Raw genomic sequence first — 18,061 nt, forward strand, 5'->3', positions numbered from 1 at the left:
GCCAAGAGGATCAGTATGGCGACTACAGGTGATGGCTCGTCAACCGGATCGTTCGATTCGGTGACTGGCGCGTCACGGATTGTCGCTCCTGACCGGGGGGGGCGGGCGGGCCGACCAGGAGGCGGGTAGGTGGAGGCCACTGCCCAGTCCGAGGCCGTACAAGGCCGACCAGCGACGACCGGCAGTGGCAGTCAAGCCGTCGAAGGCAGAGCGAAGCCCGGGTCAGGGCCCCACATAGGGCATGTTTTTGGGCAAATTATGACGGTACGGCAAGATTGGGGCTTCTTCCTCCGGGATGGATTGGGGTGCTCCTCGTCGAAAAGGTCCACCGAGGGCAACCACCTTCAGTAAGGTCCCTACATGGGGCAGCACCGCGAGCTCATCAATGGCCGGTGGATCCGGACCCAACGGATCCTCTACGGCACAGGCGCCGACCTCACTGCGGCCGGCATCAGGGCGGCCGACGTGACCTCTATGGACTGGTACCGCATCCCGGACGCTGAGCACGCGCCATCCTGCGACGTGAAGGGCTGCACTGAACTACCTGACTACCGGGTGACCAAGAGCGTGGGATTGTTCAAGCGCCCCAAGGAGTACTTCGGTTGCTCTGAGCATCTCGACACCTGCCGCGCGGCCATGGCCTACGGACACAGCGGTGATCCCGCCTAGCGACCGGAAGATTGCGTGACTGCGGACGCAATGCGACTCGCACACGGGGCTGGACGCCGCAAGGCGCTCCATACTGGGTGCCACTGAGGAGGGGCGCTGACCATGTTGAGACGGTGGGCACAGCAGCGTTACGACAAAGCACAGACGGAGTACTGGCAGAGCCTTGATCCCATGCTTGAACCTGGAGAACGGAAGATTGCCCGTACGCCCGCAAGAAACCTGTGGGACGGCCCTCAGGATGGCGTCCTCTTCCTTACGGACCGAACGATCTACTGGGGTGCGTGGCTGGGAGAGGGGAGGCGGACCCACCCCATGTTCGCCCAAGACCTCAAAGAGTGTCCGAGTGCACGCATCGGCGAGCAAGGCACCCTGGATGTAGCCGTGAGCAGCGAGCATGTGGGATCGTTCGCATCGTTCGCGCCAGTCCCAGGCGCTCAAAAGAGCTTCACGGAGTTCTGCAAGAGCTTCGGCCAGGCCCTGGAGAACAGCCGGGAGCTTCCACCAGCCGAGAATACACCGCCCGTTGACTCGGCAGGCTAGGCAGTTACAGAGGGACGAGGTCCGCCAAGCCCCAGTCGCTCCCCCAAGGGGCTTGGACACGAAGGGCCGAGAGTCGTGCCATTCGCGTGCCAGAACGACCGGGGACTCACAGGGAATAACCGGAACTAGGCTACGGAGCCGCTGAAGGTGGAGCACCTTTCACCCCAGGTCAGTGGGCTATCGTCCTAGAGCCCTCAGCTTCTGAGGTTGATGTCCCACGTCGGCCTGCCACTTCGTCCGGGCTGCGGCGCTGGGGCGCCGGTCCCGGCCGAGCGGCAGGCCGGCCAAGTGCGCCAGGGCAGCAAGTAGCCCCGTACGACAGCGTGAGGAACGATGTCGTACGGGGCCGCGCCAACTGATCACAGGAGCACGCCCGGGCCGTGGCCAGTCGGCGTCCGGGCCGTTCAGACCGCTGGCGTTTCCCGTCGGCGTGGTAAGGCACCCTTCTCACTCTCACGGCCGTCTCGCTCTGCATGCAGTCCCGCCGTGATCATCGCGGCAAGCAGTTCGGCCGCCTCGGGACGAACGGTCCCGAGCTGCACCAACCCGTCACCGGACACGTTCACGTCAGCCATCAGACCGGGGAAGTCGGAGTCCAGCCCGAGCAGCACGAGCTGATCGGCCAAGGTGCCGGCGCTTCGTCGTGCGCGCGCCCAGCCGCGGACGTAGGGCACTCCGGGGATCAAGTCCTCCGCTCGCTTGGCCACCACTCCTCGCCGGTCGGTCATGGTCTTAGATCCTTCCCTTGTGCTCTTCGCTTGTGGCCGGTGCATGCTCTTGCTCGTCGCCGTCACGGTCGCGGCGGAATCCGCCGGCCAGTGCCAAGCGGAGGAGTTCCGCCAGCCGCTCGGCGGTGTCAGGGGACACCCGGCCCAGCTCGACGAGGCCGTGTCCGAAGGCGTTCAGGTCCGCGCGCAGGTACGGGAAGTCCTTCTCCAGACCGGCCCGCACCAGGGCGTCCCGCAATGCGGTCGTCGCGTTGCGTGCCGCGTACCATCCCTCGCTCTCCAGTGGTGACCACGCCGCCGCGTCGCGTCCATCGGTCGGTTCGTGCGGCATCAGTGATCGCTCTCCTCGGGGAGCGCAGCGACCGCCGCGTACGGAGTCGGGTACTGCTCTTCGAAGCGGTCGATCCTTGCCAGCAACTCCGCGGAGACCACCAGCGCTGTCGCGAGGGCGACCGGGCGTAGCGGGTTGGCTTCCGGCCGACGCGTAGGCGGGCGGAGCCACTGGTAGCGGTCATCAGAGAGCGGGATGGGGCCGGGGACGACTACGGCGGAACCCTCGTCGAGGTACCGGTACGTCGGAGGAGTCGAGGTTTCGCGTTCGAGGTAGTGCGTGAAGGACTTGCGGCTCCGGGAGTTGAGGAAGAACCCGACTCGCTGCGCCTTGCGGTCGACAACCGTCGGCCCGAACGGCATCGCACTGCGCGTGAGCCGGTCGTACATCTCCAACCCGAGGCGCTGGTCCACGCTCAAGACGTCGAAGAAGCGCCCGGTCGGGAGCAGGACGGGCATCCGTGGGTCATCCGCCCAGATCTGCTGGCACTCGACCGGGTTGTCCGCCGCTGCGGACAGCCATTCCATGCCCCGCCTGGTCATCCTGTGCACGTCATCTCACCCTCGGTCGGACTACCGTGCGGCCCTCATGCCGCCGTGGGACCAGATTCACGGCTCAGTACCTGACCAGGGCAGATGACGAGAGGTGACGGGGGATGACGCGTCGACGCACGTCACGTCATCCCCCGTCACCGGCGTCCAGACGGACGATCTCCGGTTACTGCCTGCAAGAAGCGATGACCAGCGCGTACATTCGGTCAGCAAAGGGGAGTTGCCACACCGGCGCATGCGCACGGGAGTGAAGGGGCGCCACGCGATGAAGCCGACCAGTGTCCGCTTACGTGAGGCCCGAGCCGGCCGGGGCTGGAGCCAGCCAAGGCTCGTCAGGGAGTTGCGCCAGGTAGCCGCTCAGCGCGGGCATCAGCTCCCGTCGGACGCCAGTGTGAAGCGCCGTATCGCAAGTTGGGAGAACGGACACAGCACCCCCGACAACTTCTATGGTCCGCTGCTCTGCGATGCGTTCGCTGCGAGTGCGGCAGAACTCGGACTGAGTTACGGAGAGCCGAAGGACGCTCCGATACTCGACGCCGTGTACCCCGCCAGCCCGGATGACGCGATTCAGACGGTCAGCCAGTTGTGGCGTGCGGACCTCAACCAGTACGACCCATTGCTCACGGCGGAGCCGTCGGAGCCCGCCTGGAGCGAGGCCTCTCTTCGGTGGCTGGTCGCGCCCGAGCCGGGTGTCCCCCGTCCACGATCCGAGGGGATCCGAGTCGGTCTCGGCGATGTGGCAGCCGTGAAGACCACCGCCGACATGTTCGCCCGGCTCGACGACCAGTTCGGCGGTGAGCACGCGCGGCACTCGGTCGTCCAGTACCTGAACAACGACGTGGCCCCCCTTCTGCGAGGCCGGTTCACCGAGCAGGTGGGTCGAGCGCTGTTCTCCACCGTGGCGGAAGCCACGCTTCTTGCCGGATGGATGTCTTACGACGCCTGCCATCACGGACTTGCCCAGCGGTATTTCCTTCAGGCTCTCCGCCTTGCTCAGGACGCCAACGACCGGCGGCTTGCGGGCAGCATCCTGTCGGCGATGAGCCACCAGGCGACTTTCCTCGGCCGGTACACCCAGGCCGCCACTCTCGCGCGCGCAGCACTCATGGGCATCTCGCCAGTGGCCACCCCGACATTGCGTGCTCAGTTCCACGCGATGGAGGCCCGCGCCCTTGCCCGTACCGGAGATGTCGCCGGATGCCAGGCCTCCTTGAGCGCAGCCACGAAAGCGCTGGAAAGCCGAAACCGCGACGACGAGCCGGAGTGGATCACCTACTTCGACGAAGCTGAACTTGCCGCCGAGGCCGCTCACTGCTTCCGCGACGTCAACAGCGCTCGCCAGGCAGTTGCCTACGCCGAAAACGCCATGAGCGGCACCCATGTGCGCAGCGACTTCTTCGCGACCATGGTCCTCGCCGACGCCCACCTCCGCGCCGGTGACATCGAGGAGGCTTGTCGGGTAGCGCTCGACGCCCTCGACCTGGGCGAGCAACTCAAGTCAGCGCGGTGTGTGAGTTACCTGGCCGAGTTCCGGCAGGGCCTCGCAGTGGCCGGCAGCAGTACGGACGTGAAGGCATTCACCGAACAGGTCAGAGAGCACAGATTGTGGGTAGCCTCTGAGGATCTTGTCCGTGCCTGACCGCATGTCGCCGCGCGCTCAGAACGGACCCCACTCGTCTCGGCCTTCCCCTGTGCGGAGGGACCGCACCCGCCGGGCGAACTCAACAGCAGAGCGCTCACTCGTGGTGACCTGATGGCCAAGCCAGGAGACCATCATCAGCTCACGCAGGTCGGCGAGCGTTTCGTAGCCCGGCCAGTTCATCACGTCGAAGCCGTACCGGTGCACGAACTCGGCGTACTCCGCCTTCGTGTGCCAGCCGTACCGGTCGTAGAAGATCGCCGTCTGAATCAGGTCCCACTCACGCGGGGCGAGGGCGAAGCCGTCCAGGTCGATGAGCACCGCGTGCCCATCCCTGTGGCGGAGGATGTTCCCGATACTGGCGTCACCGTGGATCATGCCGAAGGGGAGGACGAAGTCCAGGCGGTCGTAATCCTTGGCGATGGTTGCCGCTCGTTCTTCCAGGAAGGTCCGGTCCTCCGCGGATACGCCGTCCAGGCCGGCGAGGGACGCGGCCAGCTTGGCCAGCGGATCGAAGTACGGCAGCCCCAGGGATTCGGGTTCCTCAAGCCAGTGCAGGCGCCGCAGGAGATCGGCCAGCTCGCCGACCGTCGCGTACTCCTCGCGGTCCTGGACGCTCTCCCAGAAGGTGGCCACCAGGCCGCCGACGACGAGCGGCTGCGTGACCGATGCCAGCACGCGCATGGACGGGAAGTCCTGCGACGCGAGCCACCGGGCGACACTTACAGCACGTTCCATTTCGGCGAGCGTCGACAAATCACGGGCGATGCGCACGATCACGGGTAAGGACGTCAGGCGATAGACGGCGTTCGACCCCAGGCGCAGCAGTTCGGCACCACTGGAGTCGAGTCCCGCCCTCGCGCACGCCTCCCGGAGGACGGGCTCCAGGCCCTCCGCCGTGAACTCCGCGCCGCCGCCGTCCGGTCTCCCGCTGCTGCCCGAGATCATGCTTCGACCATACGGGCCGGACAGACCGCCCAACAGGCCGCCCACGTAATAGGGGCGTAATGATCTTGGTCAGCGCGTGCTCCGTCGCCACCTCCGGAGCAGGTCAGAGCCCACGCGGTCCCTCGCTCTCACCTGGGCTCCGGAGCCGTGTGCGCAGGTTCGAATCCTGCCGGGGGCACACTGTGTAAGTGTGTCAAAGACCCCGCCATCAGCGACTTAGCTGAGTGCGGGGTCTTCGCGTATGTGCAGGCGGATGCCGCCGGAAGCAGCCGTTTGCCGGTGATCACGTTGTAATAGCGTGTTGATCTTGAGGTCCTGAGCAGCAGGTCAGAGGATATTTCGCAGGGCCGTGAGGGTAGCCGTGTGGAACACCCGTGGACAGGCCGAAGCCCCGGACCTCTCACAGCCCGGGGCTCCCGTCAATCGGTCATGTTCGGCTGTCAGTCCGCAGGGTCAACCCCTTCCCTCAGCCCTTGCATGATCCGGTCGTTCATCTCCTCCTCTTGGCCGTCGATGCACTTGGCGTAGATCTTCAGCAGGACGTCGACCGAGTGGCCCGCGCGAGCGGCGACCTCCGGCGCTGGCACTCCGGAGTTCAGCCACTGGGAGACGCCGGCGTGCCGGAGGTCGTACGGGCGGAAGGCCAGGACTGAGGCCACCTGATCGGGCAGGAGCGCGAGTTCCCGAGCCAGCTTCCACGCCCGGGAGTACGACGAGGCAGCGATCACGTTGCCCCGCTCGCTGGAGAAGAGCCGCCCATCCTCCGCCGTGCCGAACTCCTCTAGGTGCTCGCGGAGCAGCCGCACCAGCGGAGGCGGAATCGGCACCATCCGTACCTCACCGTGGGCCCGCTGCTTCAGGCCGCGCCGGTCGTGCGCTTCCCCGGAGTCCGTCCACGCCTTCCCGGCCGTGGGGCGGGTCTCCGCCAGCTCGATACGGCCCCAGCCCGACGTCGGAAGCGTGCAGTCTGACCGACGAAGACCGAGGGCCTCCCCCGGTCGCATGGCCGCGTAGTACAGACACCCGAAGAACGCCCGGAGCCGCCGGCCGCTCGCCCGGTCATAGCCGCCCACATACGTGAGCGCGGTCAGCAGTTCCCGCGCCTGCCGAGGGTTGACCACCACCCGGCGGTCAACCTCCTGTAGCGCCCGCTTGCCCCGCTTACGACGGACCCGACTCAACGGGTTGGACGGCAGGTACTCCAGTTCCACGGCGTACTCAAGCGCATTGAAGACCACGGCACGCCGCCGCCGGTACGTCTGCGTCGCCGCAGGCTTGCCATCCAGCCGCCGACCCAGCGCGTCGATCAGGTCATGCGCCCGGGTGATCTCTTGCAGTTCCGCCACCGGCAGCGACGCCTTCTCGATCCACTTCACCGCCATGGCGATCTCCTCCGGACGCTCGCGCTCCCTGCGAGGTACGGGCAGAACGTAGGACCGCAGCGCCCGCCGCAGCACCTCGGGAGCGGGCCGCCCCCGCCCCGGCTTCACCAGGACGGGAACGACCGTCGCCAGCGCATCGGTCATGCTGTCCCGTTGTTTGGCCGATGCCTCCGCCCACCGCGCATCGACGTACTTCACCGCCAGGTCCACAAAGGACAGCGCCGCCTTGCCACCGCGCAGCGAGTCGGGCAGACCGGTCACGGTGTCGAACGGCTCGCCCTTGTCGAGCGCCCGCACCAGCTTGGCCCGGAAGCGGTCGGCCAGCGTCTTGGTCTTGTACGACTCGCTGAACGGCTCCCCGTCGACTGTCCAGCGCACGAGGTAGGTCGGCTTCTTGGTGGTCTTGTTGACCGACAGCTTCCAGACGGAAGCCTTGTAGGACTTCACGACGCCGCCCCCTCCGCACGATCCTCCAACCACTCGTTGAGCACGTCCCGACGGACCCGCAGTTCCCCGTTCGGCAGCCGGATGCAGGCCGGAGCGAGGCGCAGTTCCCGCCAGCGGTAGAAGGTCCGCCGGGAGATGCCGCCCAGCTCGTCGAGCACCTGCCGGACCGTGAGCAGTTCGGCCGACTTCGCACGGTTGTCACGCGCCATGGAGACCACCGCCCTCCCGCACCGAGGCAGCCAGGAGAGCCGCTTCCGGCGAGTAGCCGCGCCCCGCGTAACGCCACTCGCCGACCATGACCGTCGGGTGGCCGGCCAGGCCAAGAGAGGCCCGCTGCTGCTCCGCGCGATGGTCGGCACGGGCCTGCCGGAGCGCGGTCAGCGTGGTCGAGTACCGACGCGACTTGGTGGAGAAGTGTCCGCCGTACCCGAGCATGTGCGCCCAGCGACGCAGCCCGAGCGGCTCGAACTCCGGCAACCCGCCGAGCCACCAGCACGTACCGATCATCCGCAGCACATGCGCGCGCACCGGCAGCATGACCATGTCCCCCGCATGATGAATGCGACCGTCCACCGCGCCGGCAGACTCCGCCCCCTTGGTGGCGTACTTGGCGATGTAACCCGCCACGGCACCCGCAGAGGCAGGCCGCTCCCCCGCACCCCGCCGGTACGAGGTGATCGGCCGTACGTCGATCTGTGTGCCGAAGCGCAGCACCCGCGGACCGATCACATCCGCGCCCGGAGCGGTCAGCCGCACCCGACCGACCACGGCCTGCACCGCATCCATCAGGAGCGGCACGCTCGCCCAGAGGGGCGGAGCCGAGCCGGGCCCGTCCGGGCCGTCGAGCCGGATTACGGCGTGGAAGTGGACCAGGCCCCGCCGCTGGTACTCGGCGACCTTCGCGTACGAGAGTCGGGCGACCTCCCCGAACTCCGTACGTGTCAGCCCGGCCCGCCGGGCGACCTCCCGCCGCAGCTCCAGCCCGAACCGGTGCCAGAGCCGACCGGCGAACGCGTGCCAGAGCACGGCCCCCGCGTAGTCGTAGCAGCGCGGGCAGAGCGGTTCACCGAGGCGGGGATCATCCGCCGGGTGCCGCTCCCGGCATCCGGTCGGAGTCCCGTGCGGGCAGCGCTCCCCCGCTCGGCGAGGCCGGCAGGCCCGCACGCGCCCATCCCGCTCACGGCGCGTGTGGACCGGGCCGAAGCTGGGAGCGGTGAGCGTGGCGAACACGCGCGGATGCCCGCTCACAGTCTCCGGGACGCTCTTGCCCCCGACGAGGCCGGCTCGGACGAGTTGGTACGTGTCCGCCCGGTACACGCCCGAGCAGGCCGGGCAGACCGTCGCCCGCCGGTTGCCGCACGAGGTGAGCAGCCGACCGCCGTAGACGTCCGAACTGTAGGTGAGCAGGGCCGCACCGGTCGTCTTGTCGTACATGGTTGCCGCACCGACCAGGTGAATGGGATTGGTGCAGCCGCCGAGGCGGACGATGTTCCGGCGCCAGGCGGCGAAGTCCGGCTCCGCCGCCCTGGCGACCAGCGCGGCAGCGCCCGCTGCGGTCGCGGTGGTCATCGGCGACCACCGCCGTGCCCGAACGCCTGCCTCATCACGGCCGAGATTCCCTCCGGCCGGGTCTTGGCGCTGAAGCGGAGCGTCGGGTCCGTGAGCCAGAGCGCGGCAGCGTGCGCGGGACACAGGCGCTGCTCGGCTCCGTCGAGGCCGACGAGGACGATCTCTTCCCGCCCGTCGCAGGCCGAGACCTGCGCGTCACGCTGGTTGAGTTCGCAGTCGAGCGGCGGGGATTTGCGCGAATGATGCGCGGTGGACAAAGTGTGAGTGCTCCTTTCACTGCTCATGTGGCGGATGGAGTGGGTTCCTGGCGGGGTCGGGTTTGGCGACTTCGCGCCCCGTCGGGAACCCGTCGTACGGGCGGTCACTGTCGGTCCTCGGGCGGCACGCCGACGGCGCCGAACGAGACCGGGCCGAAGTCGCGGCGTGCGTCGAAGTAGCCCAGGCCGATGTCCTCCGTCGGCACGCCGAGCGGAGCCGCGACGGACTCCACCCCGGCTCGGCGGCCAGCAGGGTCGGCGGCGTCGACCAGGACGATGACGGACGCGTGACGCGGTACGACGACGGCCGAGTTGGCGGTCAAGAAATCGACCAGCTCTCGCAGACCGGCCAGGAAGGCGGTGCGGTCAACGGAGCGGATGACGTAGGTGGACACAGGCAGTTCCCTTCTCTGGGGAGCGGGTGTGTTCAGAAGCGGAGCTGGCCCAGGAAGCCGTTCACGCCGTCGAGCAAGGCCTGAACGAGCGGCGCGGCCACGGTCCGGGAGAGCAGGAAGCCGAAGGCTCCGCAGATCAGCGCGTCGGCCCACCTCAGGTAGCGGATGCGCAGGAGGAACCAGATCAGCAGCCCGAGCAGCAGCACGGCGGACATGGACACCAGCACGGCAGTCCCCTTTCACGGCGCTTCGACGTGCAGTTCGGACAGGACCGGAGTCAGGTGCGCGTACTCGGCGGCGACGGCTTCCGCCTCCGACTCCGTGATCAGATGGGACCGGGCTCGTTCCCAGCCGTCACCGGAGGCGAGGACGGCCGTACCGGCCTGTTCCGGGGTGATGGCCTGCGCCGCCTTCAGCGCATCGGGGTTCAGATCTCCGAGCGCCATTTCCGCCGTGCCGGGATCGGCAACCCGATGGCACACCCGGCCGCCGAGCTGTGCCCGCAGCGCGGTGACACCAGGCCCCAGGTCGGAGCCGACGCGTTGGCCGGCGACGACGAGAAAGACCCCGAGAGCCGCTCCCAGTTGGGCCAGCCGGATCAGCGCAGTTCCGGCAGCCTGCGCTTCGTCCTTCTCATTCCGGTTCGCGACGAGGAACAGTTCCGCGATCTCGTCGACGATCACCACGACGGGGACCGGGCGTTCCTTGTCCGGCAGACCCCAGATGTTCCGGACCCGAGCCGCCCGGCAGATGGTCATGCGGTCGAGGGTCAGATCGACGAGGGCCGCCAGCAGCCGGACAGCTTGCTCCCGGTTGGTCGCGAGGGCGGACAGCCGCGGTTCGTAGAGCGACAGTTCCATGCCGCCCTTGCAGTCGATGCCGACCAGGGCGACGGGTTGCGGAGCGAGGCCCGCAACGAGTGCGTTGATGAGCGTGGACTTGCCTGACCGGGTGGCCCCCACGATGAGCCAGTGCGGCACGCGCCGCAGGTCGAGCACCCACGCGGCTCCGGTCTCCAGCACGCCCACCGTCACGCGGAGCAGATGACCGGGACCCCGCTGCTTCGGCACGCGAGGCGCGGCCAACGGATCAGCCGCCGAGGCGACGATTCGTACGACTCCCGGCTTCCAGGAGGTCACACGCACCGCGTGCATCTGCCAGCTCTCCGCCATGGCGGGCGCGGCCTTGACGAAGCCCTCGGGCACCTGTCCCGGTAACAGACGCACCAGGAGGACGAAGCCGCTGGAGGTCGGCCGTATGAGGCCGCAACGCGGTACACGCGGCTGCGGCGGAGGTGCCCCCTTGCCGACGAGCCCGGACACGACCGTCAGCGCCGGCCGACGGCTCACGGCGAGCCCGCACCCGGCCATCAGGGGTCGCCAGGTGCGCACGACCCGAAAGGCCACGGCCGGGAAGCCGAGTAACAGCCACCAGGCCACGGGGTAGCGGCGGCGCAGGGCCGGGCCCACAAGAAGCAGGCCCGACACCAGCACTGCGGCCACCACCAAAGCCCAACTCGGCCCGCTCACACCGGCCGCAGTGGTGGAGGAGGCCAGAGTCATCACTGCCCGGCCCCCTTGCCCGCGGAAGCCGGAGCACTCAGGGGCCGGATCTCCGCCGCACGGAACGCGATCCCGTGCCGCCCCTCGTTCTCCCACGGCGTGGCGACCAGGTCCCGCACGGCCACCGGCATGCCGAGCTGCACCCCGGCCGGCTCACCGGCCACGCTCACGGTCACGACGTCGGCCGACGCACCAGCCATCAGGCAGAGACCGACCTGGTACACGGTCTTGCCGGTCTCCCGGTCCACGCGGAGCTGACCGGTCTCGCGGTTGGCGACCCGCGGAGCCGGGGGCACGGCGCAGATGATCCCCGTGAACTTCGCGGTGTCGATCGGAAGGCTTGCCACTGTTCGGATCTCCTCATCTCTGTCCCGAAGGGCTCTCCTTCGGATTGCTAGACAACCCGTACTACGGGTGCCGCCAACAAGAGTGACCACCCGTAGTACGGGTTGTCAACCGACTCGCGATACGAGAAGCTGTCCACGAACGTGGGCACGTCGTCTACGAGGACGAACAGCCGCAGAGACCACGGCCATGGAGGGCCCGCATGCCGCCGAAGGGCACGCAGCCGAAGTACCGGCAGATCGCCGACTACCTGCGCGATGGCATCTTGGATGGCACGTTCCCGGCCGGCCAACCACTCCCGTCAGAGGAGGCATTGGCCAAGCAGTTCGGCGTGACGCGTCCCACGGTCCGCCAGGGCCTCAGCGAACTGAGGGCGTCCGGCCTCGTCGAAGCCATCATGGGCCGCGGGACCTTCGCCCGCTCTCCGCACAGCCGCCCCAGCCACACGCGCCCGCGCGGCGTACGCCGGACCGCGGAGGGCCGCTACGTCGAGGCAGACGGCATCACCTGGACTGACGCCGAGCCGCCGGTAGCCACCCGCACCGACGCCCCGCTTGCCCTCGCGGACCTGCTCCGCATCCCGCCAGGCGAGCCGATGTTCACGTACGACGCCCTACAGACCGCAGACCACGGCCGCCTGCGCCAACTCCACCGGACCTACATCCCGTTCTCGGTACTTATCGACACCAAGTACGAGGAAGAGGCCCCACCGCCGGCACCGGAGCTCTACACCGCCCTCGCCGACCTGGGTCACGAACTCCACTTCACGGAGTACGTCCGCACCCGCATGCCCCTGCCCGACCAGGCTCAGGCACTACGGCTGGCCGACGGAGTCCCGCTGCTCCACATCATCCGCGTGACCCTCACCGAGTCAGACAAGCCCCTCGCCCTGGAGGAGTTCCACCTCCCAGGCGACGAGTTGGAGCTGTCGTTCCGGCTGTAGCTCGGGCGGGTTGGCTCAGACTTTCTCTACGTCATCAAGTCGCCGCGCAAGCGCGACGTGCGCGGCCCGGCCCCCGGCCGGGCCTGCGCTCCTGCCTCCGTCCCGCTCCAGCCCGGCCGGTGTCCGTGCCGCGCGCATAGCAGCGAGCCGAAGACCACAAGGCGAGTGCCGCCAGGAGCGGCCACGGTCAGAACGATGCCTCCGGCGGGGGATCGGCCAGCACCGGGATGGAGGGGGCGCCGTTTCCGCCCGCGGGTCCGTTGTGGCGTGCGCGGGGGCTCCCATCCCGTCCACCGCCGACCCAGGCAGAGCCGAGCAGACGCGGCCCATGGCGTCCAGGTCGTTCGTACAGTGGCGCGCTCCACCTGGACGCCATGAACCACGCCTGCTCCACGGTGTGTGGGTCGACGGCGGACGGGATGGGAGTTGGGGGAAGTGGTGGGTTAAGGGGGTGCGCATCGAGATCGAGGGCGACACGGTCACCCTGGCTTCCACCGATCGCCAGCGTGACCGTGAGCGGGAAATTGAGTGATGTCCGCCACAGAGAATCCGGCAGACAGGTCCGGCAAAAGGGTACATAAGTCACGCATCTATGGATTCGTTAGGGTGGGGTTTGGCCGCATCAGTCCATTCAGTGTGATATAGCGGGGCAAATGCGCAGGTCAAGCCATCGCTGTCTCGTAGCCAGAAGTAGCGGGAGGTAGCGGGAAGTAGCCCTAGTTAGCCGGGAGTTGATTGCGGAGGGGCACCCGTGCCAGGAACGCCGGGCTTTACTCCGAGGGACACCTGGTGTCGGGGATGTGCCATACCGTTGGACTCACGCCGAAGGGCGCGTCCGGAATCCTCGACCAAAGGCGGACGCGCCCTCCTGAGAACCAAGGAGGACGTATGCCCATCCCGGGTTTTGGTGGACTGCCAGCGCTCGACAGCCACCTGCTTGAAACTGTCGCACGCGGGACTCACGGTCGCAAGAAAATCATGATCCCGCTGGCTGTGGTCGTGGCGTGCGTGATCAACGCCGACGCGATGACCGCTCTGCTTCGCCAGGCTACGTGGCTAGTGGTCGCAGTGATCGTTCTGATCGTCGTGCGGACGATCGCAGCGCGGCTTCCCTGGCCGCGTGTCAAGCCCGTCGGCGTTGCCTGACACCAACGGCTGACACCAATAGCGGCGAACACGACCGGACGAGAGCGGCACCCAGCGGTCGTCAGACCGTCGTAAGGCTGGGATCCTTCCAGCCTCCAGGCGACCCGTGATCGACCTGATAAGGATGAGGCCAGACCTCAAAGCTTTCACCTCGTACGGGCGCCGTCCTCACCGTGGGGCGGCGCCCGTCGCCTTGCCTCGGTCCCAAAACTCCAGCCCGAAGCCGCTACGCCGCACACGTTCCCAAAGTGCAGGTCGCCCTGGGCATGTCATGCGGCATCATGCGCGTGTGGAGATTGCTCGCTTAGTGCTCGACTACCTCAAGGTCATCATCTGGCCCGCTGTGACCGTAGTAATCGTTTACGGCTTCCGAAGCCAGCTCAGAGACCTCATACGCAGAGTTCGGATGCTGAGCGCGCCAGGTGTTGACGCTGAGTTCTCCAACGAGGTCATCGCTGCCAGCGCAGATGCAGAGGTGGCGGTACTGAACAATCACCTTGGGGGTCCCGACCAAACTGAGTTGCCGCCCGTACTCGACCACGGGGCACAACCCGCGGCGCCGCCTGGGGCAGATTCCACCGGCCGGCCACAGGGCTCGTTCGTCCGCGCTTACTACAGGGTGGCTCCAGACGACGACCCTCTCCTGACCCTCGCAGAGACGCACTCAAACGCCGCAGTCGTCGCAGCCTTCCTAGGAGTAGAGGCCCAGCTGCGACGACTTGAAGATCAATATCTACCGGCATCACGATTTCGGTTGCCGGTCAGGCGCCTAGCCGAGCGACTAGACCTGCCCCCCGACATCAGAGCATCGATCATCGAGCTAAGCCAAGTGCGCAACGAAGTCACCCATGGCCAACGCTACGCGGTGACTCCTGAGGCGGCCCGTACTTATGTCCGCAGCTGTCGAGAGATGATTGATTGGCTTGAAGAGCGTGGGCACCAGCAGATGATGTTCGACCTGGATTAGGCAGGCACGGGCCGCAGGCCAGAGACCTAGCTATCCGTCTCAGTTTCCGTCTCATTCAGGGGTGGACGCCGACGTTCAAGAGAGTTCGGCCGTCGGCTGTCGTTGAACGGCCGGACGGACATGGACCCAGGTGAACGCCCCGGCATCAGGCCAGCCAGACCACCAACAGACTTGGAAAGCGTGTTGGCCGGGTGGTGAGGGGGGTGGGGTCTGCGGCCTGCAACATAGTCCCGAGGTGGATCCCGGGGACCTTTGTGCCCACCCCCCTTGACCGCGGACCTCGAAGGTTCTCTGACCGGTCTCTCTCCGCCAGGCAAGCTAACAGGGGGGACTGACAACGGGACGTCGGCTGTGAGTTGCGGTACAGCAGCGAAGTACAGCAACCACAGCAACCGGCCCCGTCCGTCAAAGTCCTCGTGAGGCCGTAGCGCGACCGGTATGACCGTCCCCGACCTATCCACATAGAGCTACGGATTAGAAGGTGGCTGTGCCCCAGCCGTGCCCGATCGAGCAGGGAACCACGGGGAACACCGGGCAGTCACGGCACCCGGACACAAGAACGGCCCCCGACCGAGAACCCAGGTCAGGGGCCGTTCTTACTGCTCATCGCGCGGAGGCGGTGGATTTGAACCCACGGTGACATCGCTGCCACGAGGATGGCGGCTGTCCAGCGCACAAATCGGCGACCCTTGCTTGCCGGAGCGTCGACTGACGTGCTGGGCTCCTCCGGGTTTGGACTTCTATTCGCCATCTGTGCCTCCAGCGAAACCGTTAGCCGCCGCGCCTCCTTTAAGAGAGCCGCCGTATAGGCAGAGAGCGCGAGAATCGCCGATGCGAGCTTACTTTTATGGGTTCTGCATCGCCTTCGTGACGAACGCTTCGCGGGCATTATCAAATTCACCGTGCTTTTGGACCCAATCCGCTGATCGCACACCGTTATTCTTGAGCTCCTGGGATGGCTCATCCACGAGGGATCTCAGCTTGTCAACCGCAGTATAAGCGCTGCGAAACTCCTCATACGCGTGTGGGCAATTGATGCGAATGGCAGACTGTTGAACCTGTAGCTGTCTATCAGTGGCAAGAATCCTCTCCTTGATGGCATCAGCATCGATTACCACCTCCTTCCTTTCCGACCACATGATGACTGCTTCCGTCAGGGCATGCGAATAGGCGTTCAGTGCATCTAGGGCGGCGATGTAGGACGCGACACGCCGGTCCTCGGATCCCCTTTTCCTGGCGAAGCGGTACCTGACGTAGTCTCCAATCCCTGCAACAACTACAGCGATCACGGCTCCGATAGCAGCGTTCATAAGTCCATAGGAACACTACGCAAAGCGGTATAGCGATCCCTGCTAGGCCGTCCGAGGCTAGGTCAATGTCTGCCTCCAGGTGTTTGCGCCGGTCGCGGCAGCGCGCGTCACTGATACGTCCGAAGCGACTACGGCTTCCTATGTGCACTGATGGTGCTCTGCCGGGCCGTCTCTGGGCCGCCCGACGCCGCTCAGTAGCGACCGGTGACGCCGACTGACGACAGTCGTAGCGAGCGACAGCCGCAGGTCACCCAAGTGGATCTGCGACACTGGTAGCACCATGCCCAAGCCCGGAGATCTCGCATTTATCAAGGTGATCTGGTGGAGCTGACACCAACGCCTGACACAAACAGCAGCGAACGTCGGCGGTCAGCCAGGGAGGGCAGCGGAGTGCGGATCGAGGTACGCAGCGGATGGCCCCACCCCGCAGACGCTGCGTGATCGACCTGATAGGGGATGAGGCTAGACCTCAAGGCCTGCGCCAAACACGCGTATCCTCCACCGATCTGCGGCGCCCCGCCGGCAGCACCGGCCATCGAGACTCCGCCAATCTTGTGGCACATGCATGGCTGGGCATCACAGCCTTTCGATCTAACGGTTGACTCGATTGACGCGAATCGTGGAATCACCAACCGGGTTCCCTGCGTCATGGTCCGACACATCAATTAAGAGCCTGAACAGCCATACGAGGCGAAGTGACCTTACAGCGCCAAAGATTATTAAATATTCTGCAATCCAACCGCCTAAGCCAATCTCCTTTTTTGTGTCTGACATCATGACGCCGAGACAACCGAATGAAACAAGAAGCATAGAAGTCAGAAGACCGACCCAGTTGCGCCTGAGATGGACTCCAAACATCTGACGCAGAACTGTCATTCGCCGGCCAGAGCTAGTTGCGTATTGGCTGATTGCGGCGGTTCCGAAGCCGCCGACGATCGCCGCTACTGAGGCAACCGTTGCGTAGATACTCATGCGCTGGTCGGCCTCATGGTCAGCCAGGATGTGGTGACCTTGCGCCAGAGCTAATGCGCCTACTGACACAGCGGTCAGGGCGAAGTCGACGATGGGGTGGTGACTCCATTGGTTGTAAACGTAGCCCCGTGCAGTACGTACTGCGCCCATGGCGCACCCCCTTCAGGCTCACATGGAGCCTAGGGCATGGCACTGACAGCAGCTCGCAAGTCTCGATCATGCTCGGCCGCCGCTTGCATCACGGCCTGCACTGCTGCCTCGAACCACGGTCCGGCACCGCCTCCGCGCGGCAATGTTACTTGCTTGGATGCTGTGATGTGATCATTGACGAAGTTGATTTTATCTTCGACGATGCTGCCATCGGAAGCTGAGAGCATCACATCAGCGATGGCCCTATCGATCACACCATGTGGTCCGACTAGGCTACCGAAGTCAGAGAGAAACTCCTGCACACTCGCGTGTAGGCGACGTTCCCCGCGCGCTCTAGCAGCACTTCTGGAGAGTCCACGCCCCTTCGGGATCTTGATAGTCAGAGTGATTAGAGCGTCCGGGTTCTGCTTGTGAGCATGTCGGGCGAAATCTCCTAGCCCCTCGACGGAAGTGGGAAACATTGATGTTGCGGCAGGGCGAAGTCGCATCTCGAAGAGATTGACCGACTCGGCAGCCTTCAATTTCTCCCAGGCATTCTTGCCTATTAGGGGGATAATCGCTAAGTCTTCTTCAATTCCTGAACGCATGGCATTGAGCCACCGCTGTAGCGCTGTTGGCCTAGGGGCGGAAGCGCTCCCCTGAATGACGCCAATCACATTGCCGTAGGGCAGGAAGCAGACAATCGTCGTGTCGACAACGCTACGGTTCCCATCGAGCCGTAGTGCGTCGATCTTTTGGGCTTCGTAGTCGATTTGCTGCAGGTCGCCATCGCGTAGGCGAGCTAGCACTAAATGCTTGCCATACGCGGAATCGATGGGCTCCCCGACGTATACATCATCGTCATGAATCATGTGCCGCTCATGCACAGAAAGCGCTGCGAGGTTATCCAGCACGAACCCCCAGTCGATATGGTCGAAGCGGAGGTTGTTGGCGTCCTTTGCCCTCACGACCTCGTAGAAGGCGACGGTCTTCTTCCGCTGTCCACTCAACTCGGCCCCCCAGCGCGCGTTAGTCATGTGCAGCTGTCAGATGCTGCCAAGAGGATCAGTATGGCGACTACAGGTGATGGCTCGTCAACCGGATCGTTCGATTCGGTGACTGGCGCGTCACGGATTGTCGCTCCTGACCGGGGGGGGCGGGCGCGACGACCGGCAGTGGCAGTCAAGCCGTCGAAGGCAGAGCGAAGCCCGGGTCAGGGCCCCACATAGGG

The 18,061-nt window shown here is 65.9% G+C and carries 20 protein-coding genes; 5 read left to right on the forward strand and 15 right to left on the reverse strand.

Annotation, left to right across the window (positions count from 1 at the left end; translation table 11 throughout):
• Positions 1-360: 360 nt before the first annotated feature.
• Positions 361-669 (forward strand): hypothetical protein, encoded by a 309-nt coding sequence (locus CCN44_RS14310; RefSeq protein ID WP_086697851.1) that lies wholly within the window; start codon positions 361-363, stop codon positions 667-669.
• Between the two features lie 944 nt (positions 670-1,613).
• Here CCN44_RS14310 and CCN44_RS14315 read toward each other — a convergent pair.
• Genes CCN44_RS14315 through CCN44_RS14325 form a run of 3 tightly spaced genes read right to left on the reverse strand, consistent with a single transcriptional unit; the run spans position 1,614 to position 2,819 of the window.
• Positions 1,614-1,937 (reverse strand): hypothetical protein, encoded by a 324-nt coding sequence (locus tag CCN44_RS14315; protein ID WP_237482213.1) that lies wholly within the window; start codon positions 1,935-1,937, stop codon positions 1,614-1,616.
• 4 nt (positions 1,938-1,941) lie between these two features.
• A complete protein-coding gene (locus CCN44_RS14320; protein ID WP_086697852.1) occupies positions 1,942-2,268 on the reverse strand; it encodes a hypothetical protein in 327 nt (108 codons plus the stop codon).
• Entirely contained in the window at positions 2,268-2,819 is a 552-nt protein-coding gene (locus CCN44_RS14325; RefSeq protein ID WP_237482214.1) for a bifunctional DNA primase/polymerase, read from the reverse strand. The genes CCN44_RS14320 and CCN44_RS14325 overlap by 1 nt, the downstream gene beginning before the upstream one ends.
• Positions 2,820-3,210: 391 nt before the next feature.
• Between CCN44_RS14325 and CCN44_RS14330 the strand changes: the two genes are divergently transcribed.
• The gene (locus tag CCN44_RS14330; protein ID WP_208639771.1) at positions 3,211-4,458 is read left to right on the forward strand and encodes a hypothetical protein; all 1,248 of its coding nucleotides are present in this window, start codon (positions 3,211-3,213) and stop codon (positions 4,456-4,458) included.
• A gap of 18 nt (positions 4,459-4,476) precedes the next feature.
• Here the strand turns inward: CCN44_RS14330 and CCN44_RS14335 are convergent, their stop codons facing one another.
• The 9 genes from CCN44_RS14335 to CCN44_RS14375 all read right to left on the reverse strand — a co-directional run bounded on the left by CCN44_RS14335 (position 4,477) and on the right by CCN44_RS14375 (position 11,365).
• The gene (locus CCN44_RS14335; protein ID WP_086697865.1) at positions 4,477-5,406 is read right to left on the reverse strand and encodes a phosphotransferase enzyme family protein; all 930 of its coding nucleotides are present in this window, start codon (positions 5,404-5,406) and stop codon (positions 4,477-4,479) included.
• 440 nt (positions 5,407-5,846) lie between these two features.
• Positions 5,847-7,235: a tyrosine-type recombinase/integrase gene (locus CCN44_RS14340; protein ID WP_086697853.1), complete on the reverse strand. Its 1,389-nt coding sequence runs from the start codon at positions 7,233-7,235 to the stop codon at positions 5,847-5,849.
• Positions 7,232-7,444 (reverse strand): helix-turn-helix transcriptional regulator, encoded by a 213-nt coding sequence (locus CCN44_RS14345; RefSeq protein ID WP_086697854.1) that lies wholly within the window; start codon positions 7,442-7,444, stop codon positions 7,232-7,234. Before CCN44_RS14345 ends, CCN44_RS14340 begins: the two co-directional genes overlap by 4 nt.
• Complete coding sequence (locus tag CCN44_RS14350; protein WP_086697855.1) at positions 7,434-8,804, reverse strand: replication initiator; 1,371 nt, start codon at positions 8,802-8,804, stop codon at positions 7,434-7,436. The genes CCN44_RS14345 and CCN44_RS14350 overlap by 11 nt, the downstream gene beginning before the upstream one ends.
• Positions 8,801-9,061 (reverse strand): hypothetical protein, encoded by a 261-nt coding sequence (locus CCN44_RS14355; RefSeq protein WP_086697856.1) that lies wholly within the window; start codon positions 9,059-9,061, stop codon positions 8,801-8,803. Before CCN44_RS14355 ends, CCN44_RS14350 begins: the two co-directional genes overlap by 4 nt.
• A gap of 104 nt (positions 9,062-9,165) precedes the next feature.
• Positions 9,166-9,456 carry a hypothetical protein gene (locus CCN44_RS14360; RefSeq protein ID WP_086697857.1) on the reverse strand — a complete coding sequence of 97 codons (291 nt, stop codon included), beginning with the start codon at positions 9,454-9,456 and terminating at the stop codon, positions 9,166-9,168.
• Positions 9,457-9,488: 32 nt separating this feature from the next.
• Complete coding sequence (locus tag CCN44_RS14365) at positions 9,489-9,683, reverse strand: hypothetical protein (protein ID WP_086697858.1); 195 nt, start codon at positions 9,681-9,683, stop codon at positions 9,489-9,491.
• Between the two features lie 12 nt (positions 9,684-9,695).
• Positions 9,696-11,018, reverse strand: a complete 1,323-nt coding sequence (locus tag CCN44_RS14370) for an FtsK/SpoIIIE domain-containing protein (protein WP_086697866.1) — start codon at positions 11,016-11,018, stop codon at positions 9,696-9,698.
• On the reverse strand, positions 11,018-11,365 hold the full coding sequence (locus CCN44_RS14375; protein ID WP_086697859.1) for an SCO3933 family regulatory protein: 348 nt from the start codon (positions 11,363-11,365) through the stop codon (positions 11,018-11,020). Before CCN44_RS14375 ends, CCN44_RS14370 begins: the two co-directional genes overlap by 1 nt.
• A gap of 200 nt (positions 11,366-11,565) precedes the next feature.
• Between CCN44_RS14375 and CCN44_RS14380 the strand changes: the two genes are divergently transcribed.
• From CCN44_RS14380 to CCN44_RS44000, 3 genes are all read left to right on the forward strand, one after another.
• The gene (locus tag CCN44_RS14380) at positions 11,566-12,306 is read left to right on the forward strand and encodes a GntR family transcriptional regulator (RefSeq protein WP_086697860.1); all 741 of its coding nucleotides are present in this window, start codon (positions 11,566-11,568) and stop codon (positions 12,304-12,306) included.
• A gap of 888 nt (positions 12,307-13,194) precedes the next feature.
• Positions 13,195-13,452: a hypothetical protein gene (locus CCN44_RS14385; RefSeq protein WP_086697861.1), complete on the forward strand. Its 258-nt coding sequence runs from the start codon at positions 13,195-13,197 to the stop codon at positions 13,450-13,452.
• 307 nt (positions 13,453-13,759) lie between these two features.
• The gene (locus CCN44_RS44000; protein ID WP_143649746.1) at positions 13,760-14,419 is read left to right on the forward strand and encodes a hypothetical protein; all 660 of its coding nucleotides are present in this window, start codon (positions 13,760-13,762) and stop codon (positions 14,417-14,419) included.
• Positions 14,420-15,264: 845 nt separating this feature from the next.
• Here the strand turns inward: CCN44_RS44000 and CCN44_RS44005 are convergent.
• From CCN44_RS44005 to CCN44_RS44015, 3 genes are all read right to left on the reverse strand, one after another.
• Complete coding sequence (locus CCN44_RS44005; protein WP_143649748.1) at positions 15,265-15,729, reverse strand: hypothetical protein; 465 nt, start codon at positions 15,727-15,729, stop codon at positions 15,265-15,267.
• Positions 15,730-16,320: 591 nt separating this feature from the next.
• A complete protein-coding gene (locus CCN44_RS44010) occupies positions 16,321-16,851 on the reverse strand; it encodes a hypothetical protein (RefSeq protein ID WP_143649751.1) in 531 nt (176 codons plus the stop codon).
• 29 nt (positions 16,852-16,880) lie between these two features.
• Positions 16,881-17,867, reverse strand: a complete 987-nt coding sequence (locus CCN44_RS44015) for a hypothetical protein (RefSeq protein ID WP_143649752.1) — start codon at positions 17,865-17,867, stop codon at positions 16,881-16,883.
• Positions 17,868-18,061: the final 194 nt, after the last annotated feature.

It is taken from the genome of Streptomyces tricolor, from assembly GCF_002155905.1.
In the GTDB taxonomy this organism is placed as follows: Bacteria; Actinomycetota; Actinomycetes; order Streptomycetales; family Streptomycetaceae; genus Streptomyces; species Streptomyces tricolor.

Excerpts from the sequence above, each read along its gene's own strand:
- CCN44_RS44005 (WP_143649748.1), bottom strand. The coding sequence starts at position 15,729 with ATGAACGCTGCTATCGGAGCCGTGATCGCTGTAGTTGTTGCAGGGATT.
- CCN44_RS14335 (WP_086697865.1), bottom strand. The coding sequence starts at position 5,406 with ATGATCTCGGGCAGCAGCGGGAGACCGGACGGCGGCGGCGCGGAGTTC.
- CCN44_RS14315 (WP_237482213.1), bottom strand. The coding sequence starts at position 1,937 with ATGACCGACCGGCGAGGAGTGGTGGCCAAGCGAGCGGAGGACTTGATC.
- CCN44_RS44015 (WP_143649752.1), bottom strand. The coding sequence starts at position 17,867 with ATGACTAACGCGCGCTGGGGGGCCGAGTTGAGTGGACAGCGGAAGAAG.
- CCN44_RS44010 (WP_143649751.1), bottom strand. The coding sequence starts at position 16,851 with ATGGGCGCAGTACGTACTGCACGGGGCTACGTTTACAACCAATGGAGT.
- CCN44_RS14370 (WP_086697866.1), bottom strand. The coding sequence starts at position 11,018 with ATGACTCTGGCCTCCTCCACCACTGCGGCCGGTGTGAGCGGGCCGAGT.
- CCN44_RS14310 (WP_086697851.1), top strand. The coding sequence starts at position 361 with ATGGGGCAGCACCGCGAGCTCATCAATGGCCGGTGGATCCGGACCCAA.
- CCN44_RS14385 (WP_086697861.1), top strand. The coding sequence starts at position 13,195 with ATGCCCATCCCGGGTTTTGGTGGACTGCCAGCGCTCGACAGCCACCTG.
- CCN44_RS14345 (WP_086697854.1), bottom strand. The coding sequence starts at position 7,444 with ATGGCGCGTGACAACCGTGCGAAGTCGGCCGAACTGCTCACGGTCCGG.
- CCN44_RS14350 (WP_086697855.1), bottom strand. The coding sequence starts at position 8,804 with ATGACCACCGCGACCGCAGCGGGCGCTGCCGCGCTGGTCGCCAGGGCG.
- CCN44_RS14380 (WP_086697860.1), top strand. The coding sequence starts at position 11,566 with ATGCCGCCGAAGGGCACGCAGCCGAAGTACCGGCAGATCGCCGACTAC.
- CCN44_RS14320 (WP_086697852.1), bottom strand. The coding sequence starts at position 2,268 with ATGCCGCACGAACCGACCGATGGACGCGACGCGGCGGCGTGGTCACCA.